Here is a 26295-nt window from a genome sequence, read left to right on the forward strand (position 1 = left end):
CTGGACACGCGCTCCTCATCTCGGACGGCGGCGGGCGACGGTCCGCGACGCGCCACGGCGTCACGGGCCGGGCCCACTCTACCGGCGGGGGCCCTGGCTCCCGCGGCGGACCGCTTGGCGCAGCCGCACCAGTTGGGCGCTCAGGTGCACGAGAACGCCCCCGCCCAACACGGCGAGCGCCGTGAGGGACACCGCCGAACGGTCGAGGACCGCCCCGACGATGGACAGGATGATCCCGACGAGGAAGAGGCCGGAGCCGGTGAGCACGAGCCGCCGGTACAGAACGGACCCGTTCTCCCACGGCGACACCCAGCCAGCGGCACGGTCCTGAGCAGAGCGAGACATGCGGTCCAGTGTAGGCAGGGGCAGCGTCGCCGCGGCGGGTCGCGCATCCTCGGCCCCGGCCGACACACCGACAGTGATCCGCGTCTCTTTCAGACGAATCCGTCACAGTGGACGCCCGGCGGCCTGGAATGTCTTCCCCTGTGACTCTCACTACACTCTGTGCCGTCTCTGCACTAGTGTCGGGTCGCACTGCACCAGCCGCGACCGGGCTCTGCCCCGTCGTCGGTCACGACCGATACCATCTCGACATCCCGAGGTCCCCCCATGCCTGCTTCCCCCGCCTCGGCGGCACCCTCTGCCGCCCCGGCCGACGTCGGCCGCACCCCGCGACACTCCGCCCTCGGCACCGCGCTGATCATCGCCGGCGCCCAGTGCTCGTTCTTCATCGGCGCCGCCTTCGCCACCGGCCAGGAATCGATGCAGTACTTCACCTCCCACGGCTGGGCCGGCATCGTCACGGTGCTGGCGATGACCGCGCTCTTCGCCTGGACCATGACGTCCCTGACCGAGTGGGGACGCGCCCGTCACGGTCAGCGGGCCGAACCGTTCACGGGCATCTGCGGGCCGCTCATCGGCTGGGTGCTGCGCCTGCTCTCCCCGCTGTTCCTGTTCCTGATCTCGGTGATGATGGTCGCCGGGGCCGGCGCCACCATGTCCGACGCCTTCGGCTGGCCCGACTGGGGCGGCAAGGTGCTGCTGGCCGCCATGCTCCTGCTGACCCTCTCGATGGGCTTCGTCGGCCTGGTCGAGGTGATCGGCCGCCTCGGCCCGATCCTCGTGCTGCTCGTCGCCGTCGTCTCGGCCTGGATCCTGATCCGCAACTGGGGCGAGCTCGGCAACGCGGCCGAGAACCTGGAGAAGTACCAGCCGGCCGCGGCCATCGACAATCCATGGGTCTCGATGCTCATGTACTCGATCGCCATGCTCGTCATCGCGGTGCCCTTCCTGGCGGCGCTCGGCAGCAACGGGGAGGCCCCCTCGCGCTCCACGATCCCCGGCGGCCTGATCGGAGCACTCATCTTCGGTGTCGCGATGGGCGTGACCGCGCTCGCGCTGCTGGCGGCCCTGCCGCTGATCCATGACTCCGGGGCCCCGATGCTCGTGCTCGGCTCGGATCTGAACCCGACCCTGGGCGTGGCGTTCGCCCTCGTGGCCTTCCTCGGCATCTACTCGACGGCGGCCCCGATGCTCTGGACGATCGCCGACCAGATGCCCGGACGCGAGAGCCGCCTCGTGCACCGTCTCACGGGCGTCGCTCTGGCCGTGCTGGCCCTGATCTGCGGGCTGGTCCTGGACTTCAGCACCCTCGTGGGAGCGATCTACCCGAAGGTCGGCTACGTCGGGCTGCTGTTCTTCGGCATCCTGCTGGTCCGGCAGATCATCAGCCGGTCGTACTCGCTGGCTCCGCGCCACTGAGCCGCGCGGACGCGACAAGGCCCCGGAGCCACACGGCTCCGGGGCCTTCGTCATCGGTAGCGGCGGGGGGACTCGATCCCCCGACCTCACGATTATGAGTCGTGCGCTCTAACCAGCTGAGCTACGCCGCCACGACATGAGAACGCCCGCGCTCGCGGCGCAAGCCGAGAGAACGGGCTCTCACGTCAGAGCCCCGACCGGGAATCGATCCCGGGACCTCCATCTTACCAAGATGGCGCTCTACCACTGAGCTATCGGGGCAACGAGGTGAAACTCTACCAGAGCCTCACGCCCGTGTCCAAATCGCCGACGCCGGCCTGAGCTTCCGGGGGCGCTCAGACGGTTCAGCGACCCGAGCGGCGTCCGTCCTGACCCCAGCGAGGCTTGCGTCCGCCGCGCTCGTCTCGGTCCTTGCGGAACCCGCCCGAGCGTCCGCCACGATGATCACGGTCCTTGCGGAAGCCGCCGGAGCGTCCGTCCCGGTCGCCCCGGTCTTTGCCGAACCCGCCGGAGCGCTCGCGCCGGTCGCCCTGCTCGGAGCGCGTCGGCCGACCGGTGTCGAGGCGCAGACCCAGAGCGCGTCCGTTGACCTCGGCACGGGCTCCGGCCTCGAGCTGCGCCGGCGTCAGGTCCGCGGGCAGCTCCACGAGCGAATGATTGCCGCGCAGGTCGATCGCGCCGATCTGCTTCGAGGACAGGCCGACCTCATTGGCCAGGGCTCCCACGAGGTTGCCCGGCTTCACCCGGTCCTGGTGCCCCACGGCCACCCAGTACGTCGCGTTGCCGGCGGCCGGCTCCCGCGTCGGCCCGCGCGAGCCTCGCCCGTCGGAGCTCACCCGCCCGCCGCGCTCAGCCCGGTCACCGCGGCGTTCGCCCTTGCCAGAGAACGCCGGCAGTTCCTGCTCTTCGCTGAGCAGCGGCCGGCCGTTCTGCGCCAGCACGGCGATCGCGGCGGCCACCTGCCGCGGGTCTGCGTCGTTCTCGTCGATGAACGCATCGATGGTCGCGCGCAGCTCGGCGAGCTCGCGGTCGTCGGCATTCGCGAGGGTCTCGGCGATGCGCGCCGTGAACTTGGCCTTGCGGGCGGCGTTCACCTCCGCCACGGTCGGCACCTGCATCTGCTCGACGGGCATGCGCGTGGTCTTCTCGATCGACCTGAGCAGGTAGCGCTCCCGCGGAGTCATGAACAGCACGGCGTCTCCGGTGCGACCGGCGCGGCCGGTGCGGCCGATGCGATGCACATAGGACTCCGCGTCGTGCGGGATGTCGTAATTCACCACGAGCGAGATGCGCTCGACGTCGAGACCGCGAGCGGCGACGTCCGTGGCCACGAGGATGTCGACGCGCCCGGCCTTGAGATCGTCCACCGTCTTCTCACGCTGCTTCTGAGCGATGTCCCCGGAGATGGCGACGGCGCGGTAGCCGCGTTCCGAGAGGCGGCGAGTGAGCTCCTCCGTGCCGGCGCGGGTCCGAACGAACGCGATGACGCCGTCATGGTCCTCGGTCTCGAGGATGCGCGTCATGGCCTCGATCTTGAACTGGTGCGCGACCTGCAGGTACCGCTGGCGAATGGTCGACGAGGTCGTCGACTGACGCGCGACCGCGATCTCCTCGGGCGCGTTCAGGTACTTCGCGGAGATGCGGCGGATGGCCGGGGGCATGGTCGCGGAGAACAGAGCCGTCTGCTTCGACTCGGGAGTCGAGGCGAGAATGCGATCGACCTCCTCTGCGAAGCCCATGCGCAGCATCTCGTCGGCCTCGTCGAGCACGAGCGTCTGCAGCTGGGACAGATCGAGGCTGCCGCGCTCGAGATGGTCGATCACGCGCCCCGGGGTGCCCACGACGACCTGCGCCCCGCGACGCAGAGCCGACAGCTGCGGGCCGTACGGCGAGCCGCCGTAGATCGCGAGGACCTCGACCTCGGGCAGATGCGCGGCATAGCTGGTGAACGCGTCAGCCACCTGCAGCGCGAGCTCGCGGGTCGGGGCGAGGGCCAGGATCTGCGGGGACGTGGAGCGGCCGTTGACGTCCGCGGACTCTGCCAGGCGCGAGAGCGCCGGCAGCGCGAACGCGCCGGTCTTGCCGGTGCCGGTCTGGGCCAGGCCGACGACGTCACGACCCTCGAGCAGCAGTGGAATCGTTTGCTCCTGGATGGGCGAGGGAGCGGTGTAGCCCAGGTCCGCCACGGCCGCGAGCACGCGGCCGTCGAGGCCGAGGGAGGCGAAGGCGGCGGCGTCGGCGGCCGACTCGTTCTGGGGGGTCTGTTCGTTCTCGTTCATGCGGGTGCCTCACTGGAGGTCATCACAGGGCACGCCGTGCCGCTCATGCGCGGATCGACCGGCGTCGACGGCTCTGCTGGGGGTGGGAATTGACTCGACCGGCGCTCTCGGCGCGACCCCCGCGACGACGACGTTCGCCGTCCACATACACCTCTGGCACACTCAGCGCGGATTCACGCGACCGCGCGCTGCTCATCAGGGGGAAAACCGGACCCGGTCCGGCCAGTCTAGGCCACCGGCCCCGCCGCAGCGCAGAGTCGGACCTGTGTCACTGGCCACGGCGTCCGCCGATTCGGGGCAGACCCAGCGCGCCGGGCGTAAAGTTGTCCGCTGACCCGTGTTCACAGGCCCGTCCCCGACGCCGGGACGATGCGACCGCCCGGGCGCAGGGCGCCGCCTGAGGCCACCACCGTCCGAACCTCCCCTCGAGAAGGGACATCGAGTGAGCTCCCCCGAACCCCAGACCGCCCCGCCCGGAGGGTCTTCCGCTACGGACCCCGCCGAGGCCGACCAGTCCTCCGGCCTGCGCCGCACGCTCAAGACGCGGCATCTGACGATGATCGCCATGGGCGGGGCCATCGGCACCGGCCTGTTCGTCGCCTCGGGCAACTCCATCGCCACGGCCGGCCCGGGCGGCGCCCTGCTCGCCTACGTGCTGATCGGCTTCATGGTGTTCCTGCTGATGCAGTCCCTCGGCGAGATGGCCTCGTACCTGCCCGTCTCGGGTGCCTTCGAGGAGTACGCCACCCGGTTCGTCAGCCCCTCCTTCGGCTTCGCGATCGGCTGGAACTACTGGTACAACTGGGCGATCACGGTGGCGGCCGAGCTCGTCGCCGCGGCCCTGGTGATGCGCTACTGGCTGCCGGATGTGCCCTCGTGGATCTGGTCGGCGCTGTTCCTGGCGATCCTGTTCGGCCTGAACGCCCTGTCCACCCGCAGCTACGGAGAGAGCGAGTTCTGGTTCTCCCTGATCAAGGTGGCCACCGTCGTGATCTTCCTGGTGCTGGGCGTTCTCATGATCCTGGGCATCATGGGCGGCGAGGCCCCCGGCTTCGAGAACTGGACCACCGGCGAGGCCCCGTTCGTGGGCGGCGGCTTCGGACTGATGGCGATCTTCCTGGTCGCCGGGTTCTCCTTCCAGGGCACCGAGCTCGTCGGCGTCGCGGCCGGCGAGGCCGAAGACCCCGAGAAGAACGTGCCCACGGCGATCCGCACCGTGTTCTTCCGCATTCTGCTGTTCTACGTCGGCGCGATCACGATCATCGGCTTCCTGATCCCCTACACCAGTCCCAACCTGCTCGGCAGCGACGTCGAGGACATCTCGATCTCCCCGTTCACCCTGGTGTTCGAGAACGCCGGTGTCCTGGCGGCGGCCACCGTGATGAACGCGGTGATCCTCACCGCGATCCTCTCGGCCGGCAACTCCGGGCTCTACGCGTCGACGCGCATGCTCTGGGCCCTGGCCGACTCCGGCAAGGCCCCGCGGTTCCTGGCCAAGGTCAACCGGCGAGGCGTCCCCATGAACGCATTGCTGGTGACGACCCTCGTCGGCGCCCTGTGCTTCCTGACGACGCTGATCGGCGACGGGGCCGCCTACGTGTGGCTCGTCTCGGCCTCCGGCCTGGCCGGGTTCATCGTGTGGATGGGCATCGCCTGGAGCCACTACCGGTTCCGGCGTGCCTACCTCGCCCAGGGGCGCGACCTGGCGGACCTGCCCTACAAGGCCGCCCTGTTCCCGCTGGGCCCGATCGTGGCGCTGCTGATGTGCGCGGTGGTCGTGCTCGGCCAGAACTTCGAGGCGTTCGCCGCGGGCACCGCGGACCTGCTCTCGATCGTCACGGCGTACATCGGACTGCCGCTGTTCCTGGCGGTGTGGCTCGGCCACAAGCTCGTCACCAAATCCCGTCCGGTGCGCTACGAGGACGCCGACCTGTCCCGCATCACCTACTGACGTCCACCCGCACCCGTCCGACCGCCCCGACGAGTAGGCTCTGACCCCGTGGCACAGAACAGCAACGAACACCGACTTGCCCGCGCGGCAGGCCGCGCGGCCCGCTCGTTCAAGCAGAACCAGGCCGCCGACGAGGAACGTCTGCGGGAGCGCCGCGAGCAGCTGCGCACCGAGGACGAACGCCGACTCGAAGAACGGCGCGCGGACAAGGAGCGGGCGCTCGATGCGCGAGACGCTGCCGAGTCCGGGCGCGTCCACCCCCTGCTGAAGCTCGCTCGTCGCTGGTGGATGTTCGTCACAGCTGTGTTGGCCGGGCTGGCCGCGGCCTTCGTCTACAACGGTGTGCGGGCCGGCAGCGGCGAGGTCCTCGACCCGCTGACGGGAATGAAGTCGGTCGGTCCGCTCGGCGGTGCGACCGGTCAGTTCACGATGGCCGGCGTGCTCGGCCTGATCATGCTGATCACGCTCTGGGGCGTGATCGGGCTGTTCCGGCGCCGCCGCTCGGCGGTGAGCACCCTGACCACGCTCACGGTGATCGTCGCGGTGCCGTCGCTGCTGCGCGGCAACGCCCTGCTGATCGTGCTGGCGGCTCTGCTGGTCATCGGCTCCGTGCTGGTGTGGCTGCCGCCGGTGCGCTCGCGCGTACGCCGCTGAGCTGACGCCGGCGGCCCAGCCCGCACACGACGGCCTGGCCGCCCTCGAGACCGACGCCGTGAGCGTCGGTCCAGTGTTCAGTCGAGTTCCGGGCGCGGATCCGCGACCACCGGGCAGGCCGCCCGCGCGTCGTACTCCATGACCTGTTCACCCCCGATGTAGACCGCCAGCGCCCGGTTCATCACGTCGAGCGGGTCCCCGGACCACAGCACCAGGTCCGCGTCCTTGCCGGGCTCGAGCGAACCGATCCGCTCCCCCAGACCGAGCACCCGCGCGGGATTGATCGTGATCGCGCGCAGCGCCGTGTCCCGGTCGAGCCCCTCCTTCACCGACAGCGCCGCCTGGTAGACCAGGAAGTCGATCGGAATCACCGGGTGGTCGGTGATGATCGAGACCTCGACGCCGGCACGGGCGAGTCGGCCCGGGTTGCGCAGCGAGCGACCCCGCAGCTCCGGCTTGGACTTCGTCGTGAACAGCGGTCCGATCAGCACCGGCACGCCGCGCTCGGCGAGCTGGTCGGCGAGCGGATGCGCCTCGGTGCCGTGGTCGAGGACGAGCTCGTATCCGAACTCGTCGGCCAGCCGCAGGGCCGTGGCGACGTCGTCCGTCCGGTGGCAGTGCTGACGCCACGGGATGCGCCGCTCGAGCACGAGCGCGAGGGCCTCCAGATGCGGGTCTCGTGTGAACGGCTCCCCGTCCGCCTCGGCCTTGGCCCGACGGGCTGCATAACCCTGCGCCGCCATGAACGCCTCGCGAATCACCAGGGCCGTGCCGAGCCGGGTCGACGGCGTGCGGCCCTTCTCCCCGTACACGCGCTTCGGGTTCTCGCCGAGCGCGGACTTCAGGCCCGAGGGGCTGCGCAGCACCATCTCCTCGATCGTCCGGCCGTGTGTGTGCATCGCGACCGCCTGCCCGCCGATCGGGTTGCCCGAGCCCGGATTCACGTTGACGGTGGTCACCCCGCCGGCCAGGGCGTCGGCGAAGCCCGGATCGGCCGGGTCGACCGCGTCGATCGCCCGGACGCCGGCCATCACGGGGTCGGTCATCTCGTTGACGTCGACGGTGGAGCCGAGCTCCCCCTCCGGGTCCATGCCGAGGTGCACGTGCGCGTCGACGAGACCGGGCAGCAGCCACCGCCCCTCGCAGTCGATGCGGCGGGCCGTCGCCGGGGCCTGCACGTCCGGGCCGAGCGCGACGATCCGTCCGTCCTCGACGACGAGGGTGCCGTCGAAGGGCTCGGCCTCGATCGGGACGATATGGGCGTTGACGAAGGCGCATGAAGTCATGCACCTCACAGTAGCGGGCCGACGCCGCAGGCCTCAGGTGCCTGGGCGCCGGCCCGGGTCCGGACGCGGCGTGCCGGTCAGCCCGGCTCAGCGCGCCCGCAGCGCGGCGTCGAGGTCCGCCTTCAGGTCCTCGACGTCCTCGATGCCCACCGAGAGGCGCAGCAGATTGTCCGGCACGGCGAGCTCAGTGCCGGCGACCGAGGCGTGCGTCATCTCGGCCGGGTAGTTCATGAGCGACTCGATGCCACCCAGGGACTCGGCGAGCTGGAACAGGCGCGTGGACTCGGCGACGCGGCGGGCCTGCGCGGCGCCACCGGCCAGCTGCACCGAGACCATCCCGCCGAAGCCGCGCATCTGGGCGGCCGCGAGCTCGTGGCCGGGGTGGTCCGGCAGACCCGGGTACAGCACGCGGTCAACGCCCGGCTGCTCCTGCAGCCAGCGGACAATCTCGCCGGCATTGGCCTGGTGCCGGTCCATGCGCACGCCGAGGGTCTTGAGCCCGCGCGTGGTCAGGTACGCGTCCCACGGGCCGTTGACGGCGCCGGCGGCGAACTGCTGGAACTTCACGGCCTCGGCCACCGCGGGGTCCTTGATGACGACCGCGCCGCCGATGACGTCGGAGTGCCCGCCGATGTACTTGGTCGTCGAGTGGACGATCACATCGGCGCCGAAGTCGAACGGGGTCTGCAGGTAGGGCGTCGCGAAGGTGTTGTCGACGACCAGCAGGCAGCCGGCGTCGTGGGCCACGCGCGCGATCGCGGCGATGTCCGAGACCGTCATCATCGGGTTCGACGGCGTCTCGAGCCACACGAGCACCGGGCCCTGCGCCTGGGCGGCGGCCACCGCGTCGGCGACTTGCTGCTCATCGCCCATGTCCACGACCGCGTGCTTGACTCCCCACTTGGCCAGGACCGTCGAGATCAGGCGGTAGGAGCCGCCGTACACATCGTTTCCCATGACGATCGTGACGCCCGGTTCCGCCGCGCCCATGATCAGCGCCGTCTCAGCGGCCAGGCCGGAGGCGAAGGTCAGCGCGGTGGCCTTCGGGGCGCCGTTCTCATCGACGCCGGCCTCGAGCGCGGCCAGCTGCGCCTGGAGTGCGTCGCGGGTCGGGTTCGTGCCGCGGCCATAGTCATAACCACGACGCAGCTCGCCGACACGGGTCGGAGCGTAGGTGCTGGAGAGGTGGATCGGCGGGACGACGGCGCCGAAGACCTCGTCGAGGTCCTGCCCGGCATGGACGGCGCGGGTGCCGAAACCCTGGCCGGTGTCGGTGGTGTTCTGCTCGGTCATCTGACGGTCCTTTCGGTCAGGCGGTTCAGGCTGGCTCGGGCCGGGGCGGCGGACGGCGCGCCGCCCTCTCCGGAACTCGGTTCAGGCCGTGGTGTAGGCCAGCAGGTCATGCAGGGTCAGGATTCCGGCGACCTGACCGCCGCGCGCGACGAGCAGCGTCGGCTCCTCGCTCAGGCGGGCGAGGGCCTCGCGCAGGCTCGTGCGGGCGCCGATCATGGGCAGCGGCGCCTCCATGTGCTCGGCGACGGGATCATCGGTACGGGCCCGGCCGTCGGCGAGCGCGGCGGCCAGAGCCGCGACGGCGATGGTCCCCCGGACCTCGCCGACGCGCAGGTCGTGGACCGGCTCGGCCACGACCGGCAGGGCGTCCACACCGTAGCGGTTCATCGTGGCCGCGGCGTCGGCGACGGTGGTCTCGGGCGAGGCGGTCACCAGCATCGGCACGGAGCCGGGGAACAGGTCCTCCTTGTCCGCCATGAGATCGCCGACGGACGCATCCCATCGGCCGGTCGGCGCGGCGGCCGCGGCCTCCACTGCGGGTGCGGCGTCGCCGGATCCGTCCGGGACGGCGGAACGGGAGCGTCCCTGTGCCCAGGCGGGCAGCACGGTCGGCCGTGCCTCGTAGGAGAAGCCGTGGGCGTCCATCCACGGGTCGTTGAAGATCTTGGCGAGGTAGCCGCGGCCGGAGTCCGGCAAGACGATCACCATGACGTCCTCCGGACCGAGCTGACGCGCGGCCCGCAGACCGGCGACGACCGCCATGCCGGAGGAGCCGCCGACGAGCAGGCCCTCTTCCGCGGCGAGGCGCCGGGTCATCGCGAATGCTTCGTCGTCGTCGACGGCGATGACCTCGTCCGGCACCGACGGGTCATAGTTGTCCGGCCACATGTCCTCGCCGACGCCCTCGACGAAGTACGGACGGCCCGTGCCGCCGGAGTACACCGAGCCCTCGGGGTCAGCGCCGATCACGCACACCGGGCCCGAGTCACGATCCGCGGAGACCTGCTTGAGGTACCGGCCCGTGCCCGTGATGGTGCCGCCGGTGCCGGCGCCCATGACGACGTGCGTGACCTTCCCCGCGGTGTCACGCCAGATCTCGGGTCCGGTGGACTCGAAGTGCGAATCCGGTGCAGCGGGGTTGAAGAACTGGTTGGGCTGATAGGCGCCCTCGATCTCCGCCTCGAGCCGATTGGCCACGCCGTAATAGGACTCGTCGGAATCCGGGGCGACGGAGGCGGGGGTCACCACGAGCTCCGCGCCGTAGGAGGCGAGCACGTCGCGCTTCTCCTGGCCGACCTTCTCCGGGGTCACGAAGACGGTGCGGTATCCCTTCTGCTGGGCCACGATCGCCAGGCCCACGCCGGTGTTGCCGGAGGTGGGCTCGACGACGGTGCCGCCGGGCCCCAGACGGCCCTCGGCCTCAGCGCGCTCGATCATCTTCAGCGCGATGCGGTCCTTCACCGAGCCGCCGGGGTTCAGGTATTCGACCTTCACCAGGACGGTGGCGTCGATGCCCTCGGTCACGTTGTTGAGCCGGACCAGGGGCGTGTCGCCGATCAGGTCGAGGACGGTGTGCGCGTAGCGCATCTGGCTCTCGGTCTGGGCGTCGCCCTGGTGCGGGGTGTCGGGGGAAGCGGTCGTGTCAGTCACGGCGGCCACGCTACCCGGGCCGGACGCCGCGTGGCAGCGCGGCCGACATGCGGAGCAACAGCCGCCGTTACGATCAGCCCGTGCCCCAGGACGAGCTGCCCCATGATCCCCTGCCCGACGCCGACGCGACTCGGTCGTTCCCGGCCGAGGTCCCCGTGGATGTGGGGCTCACGCTGCGGCCGCTGCAGCGCGGCGCCGCGGATCCCTGCGTGCGGGTGACGGGACGCCGGGCCTGGCTCACGCGACGCACACGGTCCGGGGCCGCGGCGCTGCTGGTCGAGGGCCCGGCGTCCCCGTTCCTCCCCGGTTCGGTGCGGGCACGCGCCTGGGGCCCCGGCGCGCAGGAGGCGGTCGAACAGGTGCCCGCCCTGCTCGGGCTGGGCGATCAGGGCTGGAGCGCGTTCGACGAACTGCTGGCCGAGCACCGGCGTCGGCTGCCGGCCTCGGTGCTCGAGGCGCGACGTCGGCACCCGGGGCTGCGTCTGCCCGCGGCCGGCGCGTTGTCGGTCGGACTGCTGACGGTCGTGCTGGAGCAGAAGGTGACGCATGACCAGGCCCGGCACGGCTGGCGCAGCCTCGTACGGGAGGCCGCCCGCGGCTCCTCAGGCGGGGGCACGCCGCCCGGCCCGGTCCCCGCGGGGATGCTCCTGCCGCCCCGACCGGAGCAGGTCGCGCTGATCCCCTCGTGGCGGTGGCACACCGGATGGGTCCAACCGGCGCAGTCCCGCACCCTCGTCCAGGCCGCACGGCGGTCCGCCTCGATCGAGCGGGTGGCCGCAGCGTGCCCGCCTTGGGATCCCTCAGCGGCCGAGGGACTGAACCGGCGGCTGTGCTCGCTGCCGGGCATCGGGCCGTGGTCGACGGCGGAGGCGTTGCAGCGCAGTCACGGGGCGGCGGACCTGGTCTCGGTCGGCGATTACCACCTGGCGCATTTCGTGGGGCAGGTGCTCACCGGACGACGTGTGGACGATGCCGGAATGCTCGAGCTGCTCGCCCCGTTTGCCGGTCACCGGCAGCGGCTGGTGCGGCTGCTGGGCCTGACCGGCGAGCGCCGACGGTCCTTCGGTCCCCGGCTGGCCCCGGCCGATCACCGCCGCCGCTGACCTCCGGCGGCATCGGCGCGCGGCCGGTCCGCTCCTGCACAGGCACCGGGCTGCGCCCCGACGATCCACAGCCGCATCGCGCGGCCACGGCACAGGCGGCCGGCCTTCCTAGCGTGGAGGACGTCGCCGCGACCGCGGCGAGCGCACCGGACCGGGCATGAGCGCCGGTCCGGCGCCACGATCGGCTCAGGGAGCAGGAGGGATGACCGCCATGCTGGGTCTGCACGAGGAGAACCTGTACGACGAGAACGAGGCGTGGACACACCAAGATCGGTTCCGCGGCCCGAGCAGCCCGGGCACCCTGGTGCCGGGCGAGCGGGCCTCGGTGCTCGTGGTCTCAGGAACGCCGGACCCGGAGGAGGCCATGCGGGAGGCCATGGGCCGGATCGGCGCTTTCGAACGCGACTGCCCGATCGTGCTCGACTCCACGGCGACGAGCCTCTACGCCGTGGCCGCGGCCGAGCAGCTGCAGGAAGGGCTTCGTCCGCCCGCGGACGAGGGCCCCGCCGAGTTCCTGGACTTCATCGCCGCCGAGCAGCAGTGGTGGCACCGCGGAGACTGCCCCGCCACTCCGCCGGACAGCAACGGGGCCTCCGCGTGGGCCTGGGCGTACTACCGGGCCGTGCAGGGCGCACACCCGCAGACGCTGTGCACGATCTGGGACGTCTACCCGCTGTCGGCCGCCGCGGACTGAGCTCACACAGACGGGGCGGTGCGGACGGTCGCGGCGTCGAGCCGTGCCGCCCGGCGGCCCGACTCAGCCGAGCGCGGCGACGTAGTCCCGGCCCTGCTCGCGCAGTTCGACCTTGCGCACCTTCCCGGACACCGTCATGGGGAAGGCGTCGCGGACCTGCACATAGGCCGGGACCTTGAAGTGGGCGATCCGACCGGTCGAGAACTCCTTGATGTCCTCCGCCGTGAGCGGCTCGGCCCCCTCGCGCAGGATCACGCAGGCCAGCAGCTGTTCGCCGTACTTGTCGTCGGGCACCCCGACGACCTGAACGTCCTGGATGTCCGGATGCGTGTAGAGGAACTCCTCGACCTCGCGCGGCGAGATGTTCTCGCCGCCGCGGATGATCAGGTCCTTGATCCGCCCCTCGATCCGCACGTACCCGTCCTCGTCCATCGAGGCGAGGTCACCGGAGTGCATCCAGCCGTGCTCGTCCAGCACGGCGGCGGTGCGCTGCTCGTCGTCCCAGTAGCCGCTCATGACGCAGTAGCCGCGGGTGCACAGCTCTCCGGTCGCACCGCGGGGCACGACCTCCCCGGTCGAGGGGTCCACGATCTTCGTCTCGACGTGGGGCATGCTCCGACCGACCGTCTCGGTGCGGCGAGCCAGGGAGTCGTCGCGGCGAGTCATGGTGGACACCGGCGCGGTCTCCGTCATGCCGTAGCAGATCGCGACCTCAGTCATATTCAGCTCGTCGATCACCTGCTTCATCACCTCGACGGGGCACGTCGAGCCGGCCATCACCCCGGTGCGCAGCCGAGACAGGTCCAGCGTGCGGGCCTCCTCGCGGGCGAGCATGGAGATGAACATGGTCGGCACGCCGTACAGGCTCGTGGCCCGCGTCGCCGCGGCGGCGGCGAGCGTCTTCGCCGGATCGAACCCGCGGGACGGCAGCACCTGGGCGGTGCCGTGGGAGACCGCGGCCATCGTGCCGATGACCATGCCGAAGCAGTGGAAGAACGGCACCGGGATCACGAGCACATCGTCGGCGGTGTAGCCGAGCAGCTCACCGATGTGGAAGCCGTTGTTCAGGATGTTCACGTGCGAGAGCGTCACGCCCTTCGGAAAGCCCGTGGTCCCGGAGGTGTACTGCAGGTTCACCGGGTCGTCATGGTGCACCTGCGCCTCACGCTCGGCCAGCTGGGCATCGCTCACCTGATCGGCGCCGGCCAGCAGGGTGCTCCAGGTGAGCTCCTGGACCTGCGCTTCGGCGGCCTTGCCCGGTACGGTGTCCGGCCGGGCGTGCGGATACGAGTCGGCACCGATCCGGCCTGGCGTGGGCAGCATGATCAGCTGACGCAACGCGGGGGCGCCCTCCTGTGCGACGCGGCGCGCGGTGGTCGGCGGGTCCATCCGCTCGTCGGGACAGGCGACCACGAGGCCGGCCATGTCGCACTGCTCCACGACGTAGGTCAGCTCGTGACTGCGATAGACCGGGTTCAGGTTCACCAGGATCACCCCCGCCCTGGCGGCGCCGTAGAGCAGGGTGGTCCACTCGGCGACGTTGGGACTCCACATGCCCAGCCGGTCCCCCGGGGCGTAGCCCGCGGCGATCAGGGCCTTGGCGACCCGCACGGATTCGGCCCGCAGCTGGGCGAAGGTCCAGGTGCGGCCGCCCTCGGGGGTGCCATCGGGGCCACACTCGATCACGGCCGGGGCTTCTGGATGCCGGGCGGCCGTCTCATCGAGGTTCTGGGACAGGGTCTGGCGCAGCAGCGGCAGGTCGGTGGGACCTGCCGTGCACGACGGGGCGGCGGTCTCGGTCATCGTCATGCGGGGACTCTCCTGGATGCCGGGCGGCCCGATGCGCCCAGGCACGGGCCGAAGTCGAGGCGGCCGATACACGGCGGCCATGTGAGCGGGAACACTGTGTTCTGGCTCACGTTACATCTCGGCGCGAGGTCCGTCACCACCCCCGGATGGCGGGGCGCGTCGATCACCCCAGAAAAACCATGAGCCGGGCCATCGTGGAAACGATGGCCCGGCTCATGACGGACGGTGGCAGATGAGGGATTCGAACCCCCGTAGGCAATGCCAGCTGATTTACAGTCAGCCCCCTTTGGCCGCTCGGGTAATCTGCCGCGCGACGGTCGATCGGCGCTCGCGCACCGGATCAACAGACGAGAGAAGAGCCTACCGCACATCCCGCATGGGTCCAAACCGCACCCGGCCGGTAGGGTGAACTCAGATCCGAGCCCGTCCACGAGAAGGAGCACGCACGTGGCCAGCGATTCCACATTCGACGTCGTCAGCAAGGTCGACCGTCAGGAGGTCTCCAACGCTCTGAACCAGGCACAGAAGGAGATCGCCCAGCGCTACGACTTCAAGGGCGTCGGCGCGCAGATCGACTTCTCCGGCGAGAAGATCCTCATGCAGGCCGCCTCCGAGGAACGCGTCAAGGCGGTGAAGGACGTGTTCGAGTCGAAGCTCATTAAACGCGGCATCTCGCTGAAGTCCCTCGACGCCGGCGAACCCTACGCCTCCGGCAAGGAGTACCGTCTCGAGGCCGCCATCAAGGAGGGCATCGACCAGCCCACCGCGAAGAAGATCACGAAGCTGATCCGCGACGAGGGCCCCAAGTCCGTGAAGGCCACCATCCAGGGCGACGAGCTGCGCGTGTCCTCGAAGTCCCGCGACGACCTGCAGGCGACCATCGCGATGCTCAAGGACTTCGAGGACGCCGACCTGCAGTTCATCAACTTCCGCTGACCCGCGACGCCCTGTCCGCCCCTGCTGAGGAGACACCGATGCTGTACCTGATCGATCCGCGCGGCGCCGTCTGGTCCGCCGACACCACCCTGGGGGCCGCCCGGGCCCGGGCCCGCGTCGACGGCGCGCAGCTCGACGACCAGCGCTGGACGACGGCCCAGATGCGCTTGAGCTATGAGGACTACCTGGACCTCGCCCTGCGTCACGGCCTGGCCGTGCCGCACGGCCTGATGCTGGACTCCGGATTCGTCGACCACGCGCTCGCCCCCGCCCGCCTGGACGCCTCGCTGCGAAACCAGGACGAGCTCTCCGAGCGGCTCGAGCACGTCGGCCGGGACACCGAGGACCGCTCGACGCGTCTGCGTGAGCGCCGTCGCGTCCACGAGGCCGGCCGCTCCTCGCTCGCCGACCGCCAGTCCTCCGCGGAGAAGAAGGCCCGCGAAATCGTCAACGCCCCGGTGCGCCGGGACCTCGTCGACCACTGGGACCGCCTCGACGGCGTCCTGCCGGTCACCGTGTCCCAGGAACTGCACGCCGAGCAGGCCTGACCGTCCCGCCGACCCACCGGCACCGCGACCACGCGAGAAGGGCCCGCGCCGTGCATATCGCACAGCGCGGGCCCTTCGCCTCGGAACACGGGCTCAGGACTGATCGGCCTCGCGCATGATGCGGGTCATCTCGTCGCGGTCGACGACCTTGACGCGTTCGCGCTCCACGGGACCGGCCTCGGTCGCGGCGAGGCCCAGGGACTTCTCGTGTGCATCGAGGGCGTGCCAGCCGGCCCAGGTCGTGACGGGCACGTCGCGCTCGGCGAGCAGCTCGAGCACCGACTCCTCCGAGGGCTGCTGCGCGGTGTACAGCGAGTCGACGTCCTCGATGAGGTGGGTGATGGTCTCAAGGGCGCAGCCCTTCGTGTGTCCGATCAGGCCCACGGGACCGCGCTTGATCCAGCCCGAGGCGTAGAGGCCGGGCACCGGGTTCCCGTCGGCGTCGAGCACACGGCCCTCCGCGTTGGGGATGACGCCGCGGCGCTCGTCGAACTCGACGCCCTCCACCGGGGAGCCGAAGTAGCCGACAGCCCGGTACACGGCCTGCACCGGGTAGTCGACGGTCTCGTCGGTCGGGCGAATGCCGCCTTCGCCATCGAGCTCCATGCGGCGCATCCGCAGCCCGTCGAGGCGACCGTCGCCGTCGACGTCGAGGAACTGCTCGGGCGCCTGGAGGAAGTGCAGGTGCAGGCGACGGGAGGCCTGCTGTGTGCGGTCCTCCTGCTCCATGAGCCAGTTGGTGAGCGTGTTGACCATCGTGCGGGTCTGGTTGTTCGACTCGATCGCGGCCTCGGAGGCGGCGTCGAAGTCGAAGTCCTCTTCGTACAGGACGATGTCCACGTCACGGGAGTGCGCGAGCTCGCGCAGCTCGAGCGGGGTGAACTTCACCTGGGCGGGTCCACGGCGCCCGAAGACGTGCACGTCCGTCACAGGCGAGGCCTTGAGCGCCCGGTAGACATTGTCCGGGATCTCGGTGGTGAGCAGGTCGTCGGCGTGCTTGGAGAGGATGCGGGCGACGTCGAGCGCAACGTTGCCGTTGCCGATCACGGCGATCTGCTCGGCGTCGAGACTCCAGTCACGCGGGACGTCCGGGTGACCGTCGTACCAGGAAGCGAAGTCCGCGCCCCCGAAGGAGCCCTCGAGCTCGACTCCCGGCACGTCGAGGGCGGCGTCCTTGACGGCGCCGGTGGCGAAGACGATCGCGTCGTAGTGTCGGCGCAGGTCCTCGAGGTGGATGTCCGTGCCGTAGTCCACGTTGCCGAGGTAGCGGATGTCGCCGCGGTCCATCACCTTGTGCAGGGCGGTGACGATGCCCTTGATGCGCGGGTGATCCGGCGCGACGCCGTAGCGGATGAGGCCGAACGGCGCCGGGTAGCGGTCGAACAGGTCGATCGAGACCGGGAAGTCGCGCTCCTGTTTGGTGAGGATGTCGGCCGTGTAGACGCCGGCGGGGCCTGCTCCGACGATGGCGATGCGCAACGGACGGTCGGGGCGTGCGGTCACGGCGATGTAGTCCTTCCAGAGGGGTTCGGGATCAGCGCTCAAGTCTACCGATCACGCCACGGTGCGCGGTGGTGAGGCGTCTCACCACTACAGCGCTATGGTGGCGCCGTGACGCAGACTTCCCCCTCCTCCGCACCGCCGCCGGACGCCACGACGCACGCAGACGCCGCGCCCGAACAGAGCCACCGGGGGCTGGCCCTCGGCGCCGGCGCCTACGCGATCTGGGGTGCGCTTCCGCTGTACATGGCGGTCACGGCGCCGGCGACCGCCGTGGAGATCGTCATCATGCGCATCGGGTTCTCTCTGCTGTTCTGCCTCGTGCTGCTGGCGCTGCTGCGCCGCCTGCCCGAGCTGCGTCGGGCTCTGGGCACCCGGCGACGCGTCGGGATCGTCGCACTGGCCGCCGTGACCATCGCGGTGAACTGGCTGCTGTACGCGTTCTCGGTGACCTCCGGGAACATCCTGCAGGCGTCGCTGGGCTATTTCATGAACCCGCTGGTGAACGTGACCCTCGGCGTCGCCCTGCTCGGGGAGCGACTGCGCCGCGCCCAGTGGATCGCGGTCGGCGTCGCGGCGGCGGCCGTCGCCGTGATCACCGTCGAGGCCGGCCAGGTGCCGTGGATCGGCCTGGGCCTGGCCTGCTCGTTCGGTGTCTACGGGCTCCTGAAGAAGCGCACCGCGGCCGTCCACCCGGTCACGGCGCTGACGGCCGAGACGATCGTCCTGCTGCCCCTGTTCGTCGGCGGCACCGCGTGGCTGGCCTCCGTGGGCATGCTGACCACCGGCCAGCACGGCGCCGGGCACCTGGCGATCATGGCGGCCTCGGGGGTCGTCACCGCCGTGCCGCTGATCCTCTTCGGCGCCGCCGCACAGACCGTGCCGCTCTCGGTGCTCGGAATCCTGCAGTACATCGCCCCGGTCGGGCAGTTCCTGCTCGCCGTGCTGGTGTTCGGCGAACACATGCCTTCGGCACGCTGGATCGGCTTCGGCCTGGTGTGGCTGGCCCTGATCGTGTTCACCACCGATCATCTGGCGCACGCCCGCGCGCAGCGGCGACTCACGAGCACTCGTCCCGTCCGCAGGCGGCCCGGCCGGGCCGTCGGGTCGCGACGGTCGTAGACTGGCGCCATGCCCGCCAAGCCTGCCGCCCCTGTGTACCTGCCCGGTTTCCAGCAGCTCGTGCCCGCTCTGCTCGGCGAGCCCTGGGCCGCCGACGACGGCCTGGACGCCGAGCAGATCGACCGGCTGCTGGACGACTCCCCCGCCGCCGAGCAGCTCGGGCAGCGGCCGACCCTGCCGGTCGCGCTGCGGGAGTTCTACCTGGCGCTGGGCAACTGCGGGGACCTGCTCGAGACCGACCATTACTTCTGGGACCCCGACGACCTGGAAGTGCGCGACGGGTTCCTCATGTTCCTCGAGGACGCCGAGGAGTCCGTCGTGTGGGGTCTGCCGGTCGACAACCTCCCGCTGCCCGATCCGATCGTCTGGCGGCGCAGTACCGGCGCCGACGCCGAGGACGGGCAGTGGTCGGACGAGGGTGGCACGTTCAGCGAGTTTGTCTCCGACCTGCTGGCCTGGACCTTCGAGGACCCCGCCGAGGACGACGAGCGGAGCGGCGGTTGAACGGCGCAGACGACGCCGCTGTCGGCACGGGCGCCGCGGCCCGGGTGAGCCACGCGCCCGAGGGGTACGCGTGTCCGTTCTGCGGGCTCGTGGCCGGCGACTGCTCGGACCCGGGCAACCGGTGCGAGGTCGGCGACACCGTCTATCAGGACGAGGACCTGATCGTCCTGATCGCGTGCGACGGGTTCGGCGACCACGAGGGGCACGCCATGGTCTGCCCGTCGGAGCACTACGAGAACCTCTACGAACTGCCTGACCGCGTCCTGCAGCGCATCGCGCTGATGGCCCGACAAGTGGCGCTGGCGATGAAGGCGGCGTGGTCGCCGGATGGGATCTCCACCCGTCAGCACAACGAGCCCGCCGGAAACCAGCACGTATGGCACTACCACCTGCACGTGTTCCCCCGTTATGACGGGGACATGCTCTACCGGCAGCGGCGCCACGGCGTCGAGCCACACGTGCGGGCGACGAAGGCCCGGGAGCTGGCCGCCGCCCTCGACGCGGCCCCGACCCGTCTCTGAGACGGCGGCCTGACCGGCAGGTCGGTCAGGCGGCGCGGTCCACCACGTAGTCGGCGAAACCGGCCAGCGCCTGCTTGACCACCGACTCCGGCAGGGGCTCGAGCACCTGCTTGGCCCGCTCGGCGCGCTCGCGCGTCATGGCCCAGGCCTCGTCCATCACCGGATGCGCCGTCACGGCCGCGACCGCCGTCGCGAGCTGCTCGTCAGAGTCGAGCGGGCCCGCCACGAGCGCCACGGCCCGCGCCGCCGCCTCGTCTCCCGCCTCGGCACGGCGCTGCAGCAGCAAGGTCGTCAGGGTGGGCACCCCCTCCCGCAGATCGGTGCCCGGCGTCTTGCCCAGCTGCTCCTGCGTGGAGGTCAGGTCGATCAGGTCGTCGGCGAGCTGGAACGCCAGCCCCACCTGTTCGCCGTACTCGGCCAAGATCTCGACGACCGACTCCTCGGCCCCGCCCAGGTGGGCGCCGAGCAGTCCGGCTGCGGCGATGAGCGAGCCGGTTTTGCCGCCGAGCACCTGCAGGTAGTGCTCGAGCAGGTCCTCTCCCGGCTGTGCGCCGCGGGTCTCCCCCAGCTGGCCCATGACGAGGCGTTCGAAGGTGTCCGCCTGCACCCGCACCGCGCGTGCCCCCAGCTGCGACATCAGCTGCGAGGCGCGCGCGAAGATCAGGTCGCCGGCCAGGATCGCGGCGGAGTTTCCCCACAGCCGGTGGGCCGACTGCGCGCCGCGGCGCACCGGGGCTTCGTCCATCACGTCGTCGTGGTACAGCGTCGCCAGATGCGTCAGCTCCATGACCACCGCCGCCTGGCGCACCTCGGCGCTCACGTCAGCGACCTCACCCGAGGCCAGCTCCGGGTCCGCCAGCAGCGAGGCGAGCACCGTCAACACGGGGCGGATGCGTTTACCGCCGGCGGTGAGCAGGTGGCGCGCGGCGGTCTCGGCGAAGTCGTCCTCATGGGCCAGCGCCTCGTGCAGCTGCTCCTCAACTCGCTCCAGGGCCGTCGTCACGACGTCGAGCACACGCCCGTGCTCGGCCATCGCGTCGAAGCCGGGGGGCAGGGAGAAGCCGTCGGTGGAGGTGATCACCGTGTCAGCCTACCGAACCGCCGGCACGTCAGCGGTGGTCAGCGCGGGAGTGAGCCCCTCGAGGGCCCACACGAGACGGTCCACGCCGTCTGGGGTCGCTCCCGCCCGCCCGCGCGGCTCGACCAGGTTGCCCATGACCCGCACGAGGGGTCGCAGCAACGCCGGAGCGCTCATCCCGGCCGCGAGCGAGGCCCGCATCACCGCCGGGTGGCCGATCAGCCGGGCGAACTGCGCGCCGAGCCGGAAGTGCCGGCCCCACAGATGCTGGGTCAGCAGCGGGTACCGGCTGAGCACCGCATCGGCGCCGCGGTCGGTGCCGACCGCGAGCGCCTGGAGGGTCAGCTCGGCGGCATGACGGGCGGCCTCCATCGCGAATCCGATGCCCTCACCGTTGAACGGGCTCACCATGCCGGCGGCGTCGCCGACCAGCAGCATGCCCGGCACGTGCTGCGGCGTGCGGTTGAACGCCATCGGCAGGGCGGCGCCGAGGATTCGCGAGGCGCGCGTGTGTTCGCCCAGCCCCCAGTCCTCCTCGAGGGCGCCGGTCCACTGCCGCAGCAGCCCGCGATAGTCGAGCTGGCCGAACTGCGGGGAGGTGTCGAGGATGCCCAGGCCCACGTTGACGGTGCCGTCGGCCAGCGGGAACAGCCAGCCGTAACCGGGCAGCGGGTTGCCGTCGGCGTCGGGCAGACGCAGCCACGATTCCATCCATGCGGACCGGTCCCCGCTCGGACCCGAGCGCTCGTCGGCGGCCTCGACACCGTAATAGGCGCGGACGGCGACGCCCATCGGCCGGTCCTGACGGCGATGGATGCCGGCGGAGACCGCGGCCCGCGTCGCGTTTCCGTCGCAGGCGAGCACGATCGGCGCCTCGACGTGCAGCGTCTCACCGGTGCGGCGGCCGCGGTCGTCGAGGACGGCGGCCACCAGACCACGCACGCGTCCCGTGTCGTCGCGCCGCACCCCGGTCACGGAGCGCCGCTCGAGCACATCGGCCCCGGCCGCGCGGGCCTGGGCGACGAGTAGGGCGTCGAAATCCTGTCGCGTGCGGGTGAGCGCGTAGTCCGGCCACGGGCCCGCCTGGGGCCACGGAACGTCGACGGACCGCTCCCCCGCGCGCAGACGCAGCCCGCGGATGAGCTGCCAGCCGCCGTCGTCGCCGGGTTCGCCGCGATGAGGCACGTCCAGCAGCTGCAGCTCGCGCACCGCCTGCGGGGTCAGGCCGTCGCCGCAGACTTTCTCGCGCGGATGCGCCGTCTTCTCCAGCACCACGACGCGCGCCCCGGCCCGGGCCAGGTGCGCCGCCGCGGTCGCGCCCGCCGGGCCTCCACCGGCGATCGCCACGTCCGCGCGGATCGACTCCGTCACAGCGGTCTGCCCGCTCATACGCCTACCGTCCTCTCGTCCTCGTTGCCGGCCGGGAAGGTCGAGCGGACCGCCGCGGCCAGACGGGCGGTCACGGCAGGCCGGTCCGCGCGGTCGCAGCGCACTTCGAACAGCCGTCTGCCCCGCGCCGGCCGGCTCAGGTGATTGTGCAGATCCGTCGCGCTCCTCAGCCGTTGGTAGGGCACTGCATAGGCGGCCGCGAGCGCCTCGAGGTCCGCCTCGTGCGGGGTGCCGAAGAAGCGTTCGACGATCGGCGCCAGATGGGGTTCCCGGGCCACCTCGCCGTGCTCGAGCCCCGCGAAGATCGCCCCGCCGGCGTCGTTCACCACGACCACATCGACGTCCGGCTCCGGCTCGCCCTCCCCGACGAGCAGCCCGCCGGCATCATGCAGGGCCGTCAGGTCCCCCATGAGCGCCACGGTGCGGCGCTGGGTCGCCAAGGCGACGCCGGCAGCGGTCGAGATCGTCCCGTCGATGCCCGCGAGTCCGCGGTTGGCGTACACGTGCGTCTGCGGCGCGCCCGGCGGCCGCCAGGTCAGGTCCACATCCCGGATGACCGACGAGGAGCCCAGCACGAGGGGCCCGCGCACGGTCGAGGCGAGCGCGAGCGCGACCGTGTGCGGAGTCAGATGCGAGTCGGTCTCGCGCGTCACCACGACGTCCTCGACCGCGTTCTGGGCGCGCAGGGACGCCTGTTGCCAGTCGCTCAGCCAGCCATGGTCGCCGTGCCCGGCGAACTGGGCGAGCTCGGCGAGGGTGCCGACCTCACGTTCCCGGCGAGCGCCCGGCTCGTGCCAGGGGGCCGGCTCCGGGGCGTAGAGCGCGGTCTGCACATCGGGCCGGGCGAGCAGCGCCTGCACGGGCCGGGTGAGCGTCGGACGGCCGAAGAGCACGACCCGCTCGATGCGCGTCGAGAGCGGATGCCCGTCCCCGTCGAGCCCCCCGGAGGGGCCCAGCAGCAGCGGATAGGCGGCGATCGCGTTCACGCTGAACCGCGCGTTCGAGCTGGGCTCGGCCAGCAGCGGCAGCCCGAGCGCGAGGGCGAAGGCGGCCGCGACGGGGCCCGCGTCATGACCGGCGAGCACGACCGTGCGGGCCGGGTCCGCCGCGGTCACCTCAAGCTCCGGGAAGCCAGACAGGTCGGCGCCGGCCGGGCGCCACACCGGCACGGTGGCCGCGCGCACCGCGGCGGCCCCGTGCGCGGACAGGTCCGGCAGCGCACCCGTGGTCGGGCGGGCGTCGAGACCTGCCGGCGGCCCGGTCTGCGGCGGGCAGGCCCCCGGCACACACGCGCACTGCCGGGCCAGACGCGGCAGGTCCTCGGCGTCCGGGACGAGCGGGACGTCGAACTCGAGGTTCACGTGCACGGGCCCGGGCGGCCCGGGCTCGACCCGCACCGCGTCCGGCTCCTCGTCGCAGCTAAACCCCTCCGTCGCGAGCATCGCCTGCCCGATGCGCGAGCGCACCGTGCGCAGGTGGGCCGCCGCGTCGCCGTCATGCACGGCCGCGACGGACACCGCGGCCCGGACGTGGGGACCGAACATGCCGATCTGCTGGGTGGTCTGGTTCGCCCCGGTGCCGTGCAGCGCTGCCGGCCGGTCCGCGGTGAGGGCGACGACCCGGGTGCCGGCGTGGAAGGACTCCATCAGCGCCGGGGTGAGGTTCCCGACCGCCGAGCCCGAGGTGGTGAGCACGCCGACGGGACGACCCGAGCCCAGGGACAGGCCGTGGGCGAGGAACGCTGCCGAGCGCTCGTCGATCCGCACGTGCAGCCGCACCGCGCCCGCGCGTTCGCACGCGGCGAGGGCGTAGACGAGCGGGGCCGAACGCGAGCCCGGGCAGATCACGACGTCGCGCATCCCCCCGTCGACGAGGGCGTGCGCAACGACCTGCGCCGTCGCGAGCGAGTCGGCCGGAGTCTGCGTGCCCTCAGAAGTCATGGTGCCCTCCAGTCTAGGCCGGGCCCGACACGCCCGTGGCCCCGGTGGCCGTCCCACAGGGGACGGCCACCGGGGCCACGGATCACACCGCCGGTCGCGGCTCACGCCGCCGGCCGGCCGGCCGCATCAGCCGAAGTTGACGTCGGCCTTGGTGAACTGGCGCGGGTCCGAGTACGGGGTGCCCTTGTGCATGCCCGAACGGCGCTCCCAGGCCTCCTGGTTCTTGGTGAGCCAGGCCTGGACGACCGACGGACGCGGCGCGGCAACCTTGTCGCCGACCTGGACGGCGCCCGAGGCGGGCAGGTGGTCCGGCCACAGCGAGGTCTGCGCACCCCACTCGCCGTCCTCGCCCGGGTGCTGGACGTTGACGAACACGGTGTTGTCCTGGTCGTGGATGACCGGGCCGCAGCACTCCGCGTCACGCGGCACGGACAGGAACTGGGCCACGCGACCACGGTCCGGGCCCTGCAGGATGACCTTGTGGAGGGCGTCGCCGTAGCCGATGGTGCCGGGGGCGCCGTCGGTGGAGACCCACAGGTTGCCCATCGAGTCGAACGCCAGGTTGTCCGGGCAGGAGATCGGGGAGACCTTGGCGGCCGGGTAGCCCTGGAAGTACACCGAGGAGGACTTCTTGGGATCGCCCGCCATGATCAGGATGTTCCAGATGAACTTCTCGGCGGTGTGGTCGTTGTCCCACTCCTCCATCTCGACGACGTGCCCGTCGCGGTTGCCCACGACCGGGTTGACCTCGTCGACCTCGACGCGCTCCTTGTTGTTCGTCAGGGCCATGTAGACACGGCCGTTGACCGGGTTGGTCTCGACGTCCTCGGGGCGGTCCAGCTTGGTGGCGCCGATCTTGTCGGCGGCCAGGCGCGGGTTGATGAGCGCCTCGGCGACCGAGAAGCCCGGCACGAAGGACTTCTTGTCCGAGGTGACCGGCAGCCACTCGCCCCAGCCGTCGAAGCGGCCGTCGGCCGGCAGGGTGCCCTTGCCGTCGATCTGGCCGGCCGGCGAATCGCCGTGGAACTTGGCGACGTAGAGGGTGCCCTTCGACAGCAGCGACATGTTGTGCTTCTTGTCGCCCTCGATGTAGGTGCCCTCGGAGACGAACTTGTACAGGTAGTCGTGGCGCTGATCGTCACCGGAGTACACGACGACCTTGCCGTTGTCGGCGACGACGGCGGTGCCGGCCTCGTGCTTGAAGCGGCCCAGCATGGTGTGCTTCACCGGGGTCGAGGTCGGGTCCTCCGGGTCGATCTCGACGATCCAGCCGAAGCGGTTGCCCTCGTTCTCGTAGCCCTCGTTGCGCAGGTCGAAGCGCGGGTGGTACTTCTCCCAGCCGCGGGAGGTCGGCTCGTTCGCGAAGCCGATGCGCTCCTGCGCCTCATCGTTCTCCACGGGGCCGTTGAAGTAGCCGTCGAAGTTCTCCTCGCCCGAGAGGACGGTGCCCCACGGGGTGAAGCCGCCGGCGCAGTTGCCGAGGGTGCCCAGGATCTTGGTGCCGGTCGGGTCCTCGACGGTCTTCATCATCTCGTGGCCGGCGGCCGGGCCGTCGACGGTGAACTCGGTCATGCCGGTGATGCGGCGGTTGCGAGCGCCGCCACGGACGTACTCCCACTTGGCGCCCTTGGCCTTGCGCTTGAGCTCGACGACCGACAGGCCGTGCGCGGCCAGGCCGATGTTGGCGACCTCCTCCGGGTTCTGCTCCATGAACTCCGGGGAGAACATGATGTTCTCGTTGGTGTACTCGTGGTTCGACACGAGCACGCCGGTCAGGCCGGTCTCGTCGTCGGCCTGCACCGCGAGGAAGTCGCAGTTGTAGCCGAACTGCAGCTCCTGGGCGGCCGCGGTCTGGTTCTCGATCTCGAACTCCGGGGACTGCGCGAACAGCGGGTCGCCCCAGCGGATGATGACGTCCTGGGCGTAGCCCTTCGGAACGGTGACGACGTCCTTGGTGCGCGGAACCGGGTTGATGGCGGTGTACGGCAGGGTGCCGCCGCCCTCGGCGCCCTGAGCGGGAGCCGCGGCGAGAGCCTCGGCCTGCCCGGCCTGCGACACGGTGGTGCCGACGACGACCGCGGCGGCCAGGCCGCCGCCGAGGGCCATACGGCGCGAGATCGCCGACTCGGCGATGTCACGGAAGTGCTCGTTGCCCGAGGTGTTCGGAATCGGCTTCGAGCACGCGTTCGCGCACTTGAGCTCGCAGGTGACGGCGGAGCGGTTGCCGCGCGTGTGGCCAGCCATGGGAAGCAGTCGCTTGAACATCAGGTGTCCCTT

21 protein-coding genes and 3 tRNA genes are annotated in these 26295 nt (G+C 71.2%); 10 read left to right on the forward strand and 14 right to left on the reverse strand.

Going from position 1 to position 26295, the window contains the following annotated elements; translation table 11 throughout:
- Positions 1–78: 78 nt before the first annotated feature.
- On the reverse strand, positions 79–345 hold the full coding sequence (locus tag HDA30_RS06470; protein WP_184241438.1) for a hypothetical protein: 267 nt from the start codon (positions 343–345) through the stop codon (positions 79–81).
- Between the two features lie 264 nt (positions 346–609).
- Between HDA30_RS06470 and HDA30_RS06475 the strand changes: the two genes are divergently transcribed.
- Positions 610–1761 carry a YkvI family membrane protein gene (locus HDA30_RS06475; RefSeq protein ID WP_184241439.1) on the forward strand — a complete coding sequence of 384 codons (1152 nt, stop codon included), beginning with the start codon at positions 610–612 and terminating at the stop codon, positions 1759–1761.
- Positions 1762–1818: 57 nt separating this feature from the next.
- On the opposite strand, the gene HDA30_RS06480 is transcribed toward HDA30_RS06475, so the two are convergent.
- The 3 genes from HDA30_RS06480 to HDA30_RS06490 form a co-directional block, all read right to left on the reverse strand.
- Positions 1819–1892 (reverse strand) — tRNA-Met (locus HDA30_RS06480).
- 58 nt (positions 1893–1950) lie between these two features.
- Positions 1951–2022 (reverse strand) — tRNA-Thr (locus HDA30_RS06485).
- 83 nt (positions 2023–2105) lie between these two features.
- Entirely contained in the window at positions 2106–4040 is a 1935-nt protein-coding gene (locus HDA30_RS06490) for a DEAD/DEAH box helicase (protein ID WP_158496536.1), read from the reverse strand.
- A gap of 442 nt (positions 4041–4482) precedes the next feature.
- Here HDA30_RS06490 and HDA30_RS06495 point away from each other — a divergent pair, with 442 nt between their 5' ends.
- Positions 4483–5991 (forward strand): amino acid permease, encoded by a 1509-nt coding sequence (locus HDA30_RS06495; RefSeq protein WP_184241440.1) that lies wholly within the window; start codon positions 4483–4485, stop codon positions 5989–5991.
- 48 nt (positions 5992–6039) lie between these two features.
- Positions 6040–6645 (forward strand): hypothetical protein, encoded by a 606-nt coding sequence (locus HDA30_RS06500; RefSeq protein ID WP_184241441.1) that lies wholly within the window; start codon positions 6040–6042, stop codon positions 6643–6645.
- Positions 6646–6722: 77 nt separating this feature from the next.
- Here HDA30_RS06500 and HDA30_RS06505 read toward each other — a convergent pair whose 3' ends face one another.
- The 3 genes from HDA30_RS06505 to HDA30_RS06515 form a co-directional block, all read right to left on the reverse strand.
- Positions 6723–7931 (reverse strand): amidohydrolase, encoded by a 1209-nt coding sequence (locus HDA30_RS06505; protein WP_184241442.1) that lies wholly within the window; start codon positions 7929–7931, stop codon positions 6723–6725.
- Positions 7932–8018: 87 nt separating this feature from the next.
- Positions 8019–9224 carry a cystathionine gamma-synthase gene (locus HDA30_RS06510; protein ID WP_184241443.1) on the reverse strand — a complete coding sequence of 402 codons (1206 nt, stop codon included), beginning with the start codon at positions 9222–9224 and terminating at the stop codon, positions 8019–8021.
- 81 nt (positions 9225–9305) lie between these two features.
- The gene (locus HDA30_RS06515; protein ID WP_184242408.1) at positions 9306–10811 is read right to left on the reverse strand and encodes a cystathionine beta-synthase; all 1506 of its coding nucleotides are present in this window, start codon (positions 10809–10811) and stop codon (positions 9306–9308) included.
- 143 nt (positions 10812–10954) lie between these two features.
- Between HDA30_RS06515 and HDA30_RS06520 the strand changes: the two genes are divergently transcribed.
- Both HDA30_RS06520 and HDA30_RS06525 read left to right on the forward strand, forming a co-directional pair.
- The gene (locus HDA30_RS06520) at positions 10955–11977 is read left to right on the forward strand and encodes a DNA-3-methyladenine glycosylase family protein (protein WP_343059318.1); all 1023 of its coding nucleotides are present in this window, start codon (positions 10955–10957) and stop codon (positions 11975–11977) included.
- Between the two features lie 202 nt (positions 11978–12179).
- On the forward strand, positions 12180–12671 hold the full coding sequence (locus HDA30_RS06525) for a hypothetical protein (RefSeq protein ID WP_184241444.1): 492 nt from the start codon (positions 12180–12182) through the stop codon (positions 12669–12671).
- Between the two features lie 63 nt (positions 12672–12734).
- Here the strand turns inward: HDA30_RS06525 and HDA30_RS06530 are convergent, their stop codons facing one another.
- On the reverse strand, positions 12735–14474 hold the full coding sequence (locus HDA30_RS06530; protein WP_184242412.1) for an AMP-binding protein: 1740 nt from the start codon (positions 14472–14474) through the stop codon (positions 12735–12737).
- Between the two features lie 232 nt (positions 14475–14706).
- Positions 14707–14788 (reverse strand) — tRNA-Tyr (locus tag HDA30_RS06535).
- 139 nt (positions 14789–14927) lie between these two features.
- Here HDA30_RS06535 and HDA30_RS10755 point away from each other — a divergent pair.
- Both HDA30_RS10755 and HDA30_RS06545 read left to right on the forward strand, forming a co-directional pair.
- Positions 14928–15416 (forward strand): YajQ family cyclic di-GMP-binding protein, encoded by a 489-nt coding sequence (locus HDA30_RS10755; protein WP_184241445.1) that lies wholly within the window; start codon positions 14928–14930, stop codon positions 15414–15416.
- A gap of 38 nt (positions 15417–15454) precedes the next feature.
- Positions 15455–15964, forward strand: a complete 510-nt coding sequence (locus tag HDA30_RS06545) for a hypothetical protein (protein ID WP_158496531.1) — start codon at positions 15455–15457, stop codon at positions 15962–15964.
- 93 nt (positions 15965–16057) lie between these two features.
- Here the strand turns inward: HDA30_RS06545 and HDA30_RS06550 are convergent, their stop codons facing one another.
- Complete coding sequence (locus HDA30_RS06550; protein ID WP_184241446.1) at positions 16058–17467, reverse strand: FAD-dependent oxidoreductase; 1410 nt, start codon at positions 17465–17467, stop codon at positions 16058–16060.
- A 108-nt stretch (positions 17468–17575) separates the two neighbouring features.
- Between HDA30_RS06550 and rarD the strand changes: the two genes are divergently transcribed.
- From rarD to HDA30_RS06565, 3 genes are read left to right on the forward strand one after another with little or no spacing between them, the layout of a single operon-like run.
- Entirely contained in the window at positions 17576–18586 is a 1011-nt protein-coding gene (gene rarD, locus HDA30_RS06555) for an EamA family transporter RarD (RefSeq protein WP_184241447.1), read from the forward strand.
- A 9-nt stretch (positions 18587–18595) separates the two neighbouring features.
- Positions 18596–19090 (forward strand): hypothetical protein, encoded by a 495-nt coding sequence (locus HDA30_RS06560; protein WP_158496529.1) that lies wholly within the window; start codon positions 18596–18598, stop codon positions 19088–19090.
- Positions 19087–19611, forward strand: a complete 525-nt coding sequence (locus HDA30_RS06565; RefSeq protein WP_221419056.1) for an HIT family protein — start codon at positions 19087–19089, stop codon at positions 19609–19611. The genes HDA30_RS06560 and HDA30_RS06565 overlap by 4 nt, the downstream gene beginning before the upstream one ends.
- 25 nt (positions 19612–19636) lie before the next feature.
- On the opposite strand, the gene HDA30_RS06570 is transcribed toward HDA30_RS06565, so the two are convergent.
- The 4 genes from HDA30_RS06570 to HDA30_RS06585 all read right to left on the reverse strand — a co-directional run bounded on the left by HDA30_RS06570 (position 19637) and on the right by HDA30_RS06585 (position 26283).
- Positions 19637–20644, reverse strand: a complete 1008-nt coding sequence (locus HDA30_RS06570) for a polyprenyl synthetase family protein (RefSeq protein ID WP_221419224.1) — start codon at positions 20642–20644, stop codon at positions 19637–19639.
- A gap of 57 nt (positions 20645–20701) precedes the next feature.
- A complete protein-coding gene (locus tag HDA30_RS06575; RefSeq protein ID WP_184241448.1) occupies positions 20702–22078 on the reverse strand; it encodes an NAD(P)/FAD-dependent oxidoreductase in 1377 nt (458 codons plus the stop codon).
- Positions 22075–24018, reverse strand: coding sequence for a 2-succinyl-5-enolpyruvyl-6-hydroxy-3-cyclohexene-1-carboxylic-acid synthase (menD, locus tag HDA30_RS06580; protein ID WP_184241449.1), 1944 nt, complete (start codon positions 24016–24018; stop codon positions 22075–22077). The genes HDA30_RS06575 and menD overlap by 4 nt, the downstream gene beginning before the upstream one ends.
- A 126-nt stretch (positions 24019–24144) precedes the next feature.
- Positions 24145–26283 carry a PhoX family protein gene (locus tag HDA30_RS06585; protein ID WP_184241450.1) on the reverse strand — a complete coding sequence of 713 codons (2139 nt, stop codon included), beginning with the start codon at positions 26281–26283 and terminating at the stop codon, positions 24145–24147.
- Between the last annotated feature and the right edge of the window lie 12 nt (positions 26284–26295).

Source organism: Micrococcus cohnii, from assembly GCF_014205175.1.
GTDB classification, from domain to species: Bacteria; Actinomycetota; Actinomycetes; order Actinomycetales; family Micrococcaceae; genus Micrococcus; species Micrococcus cohnii.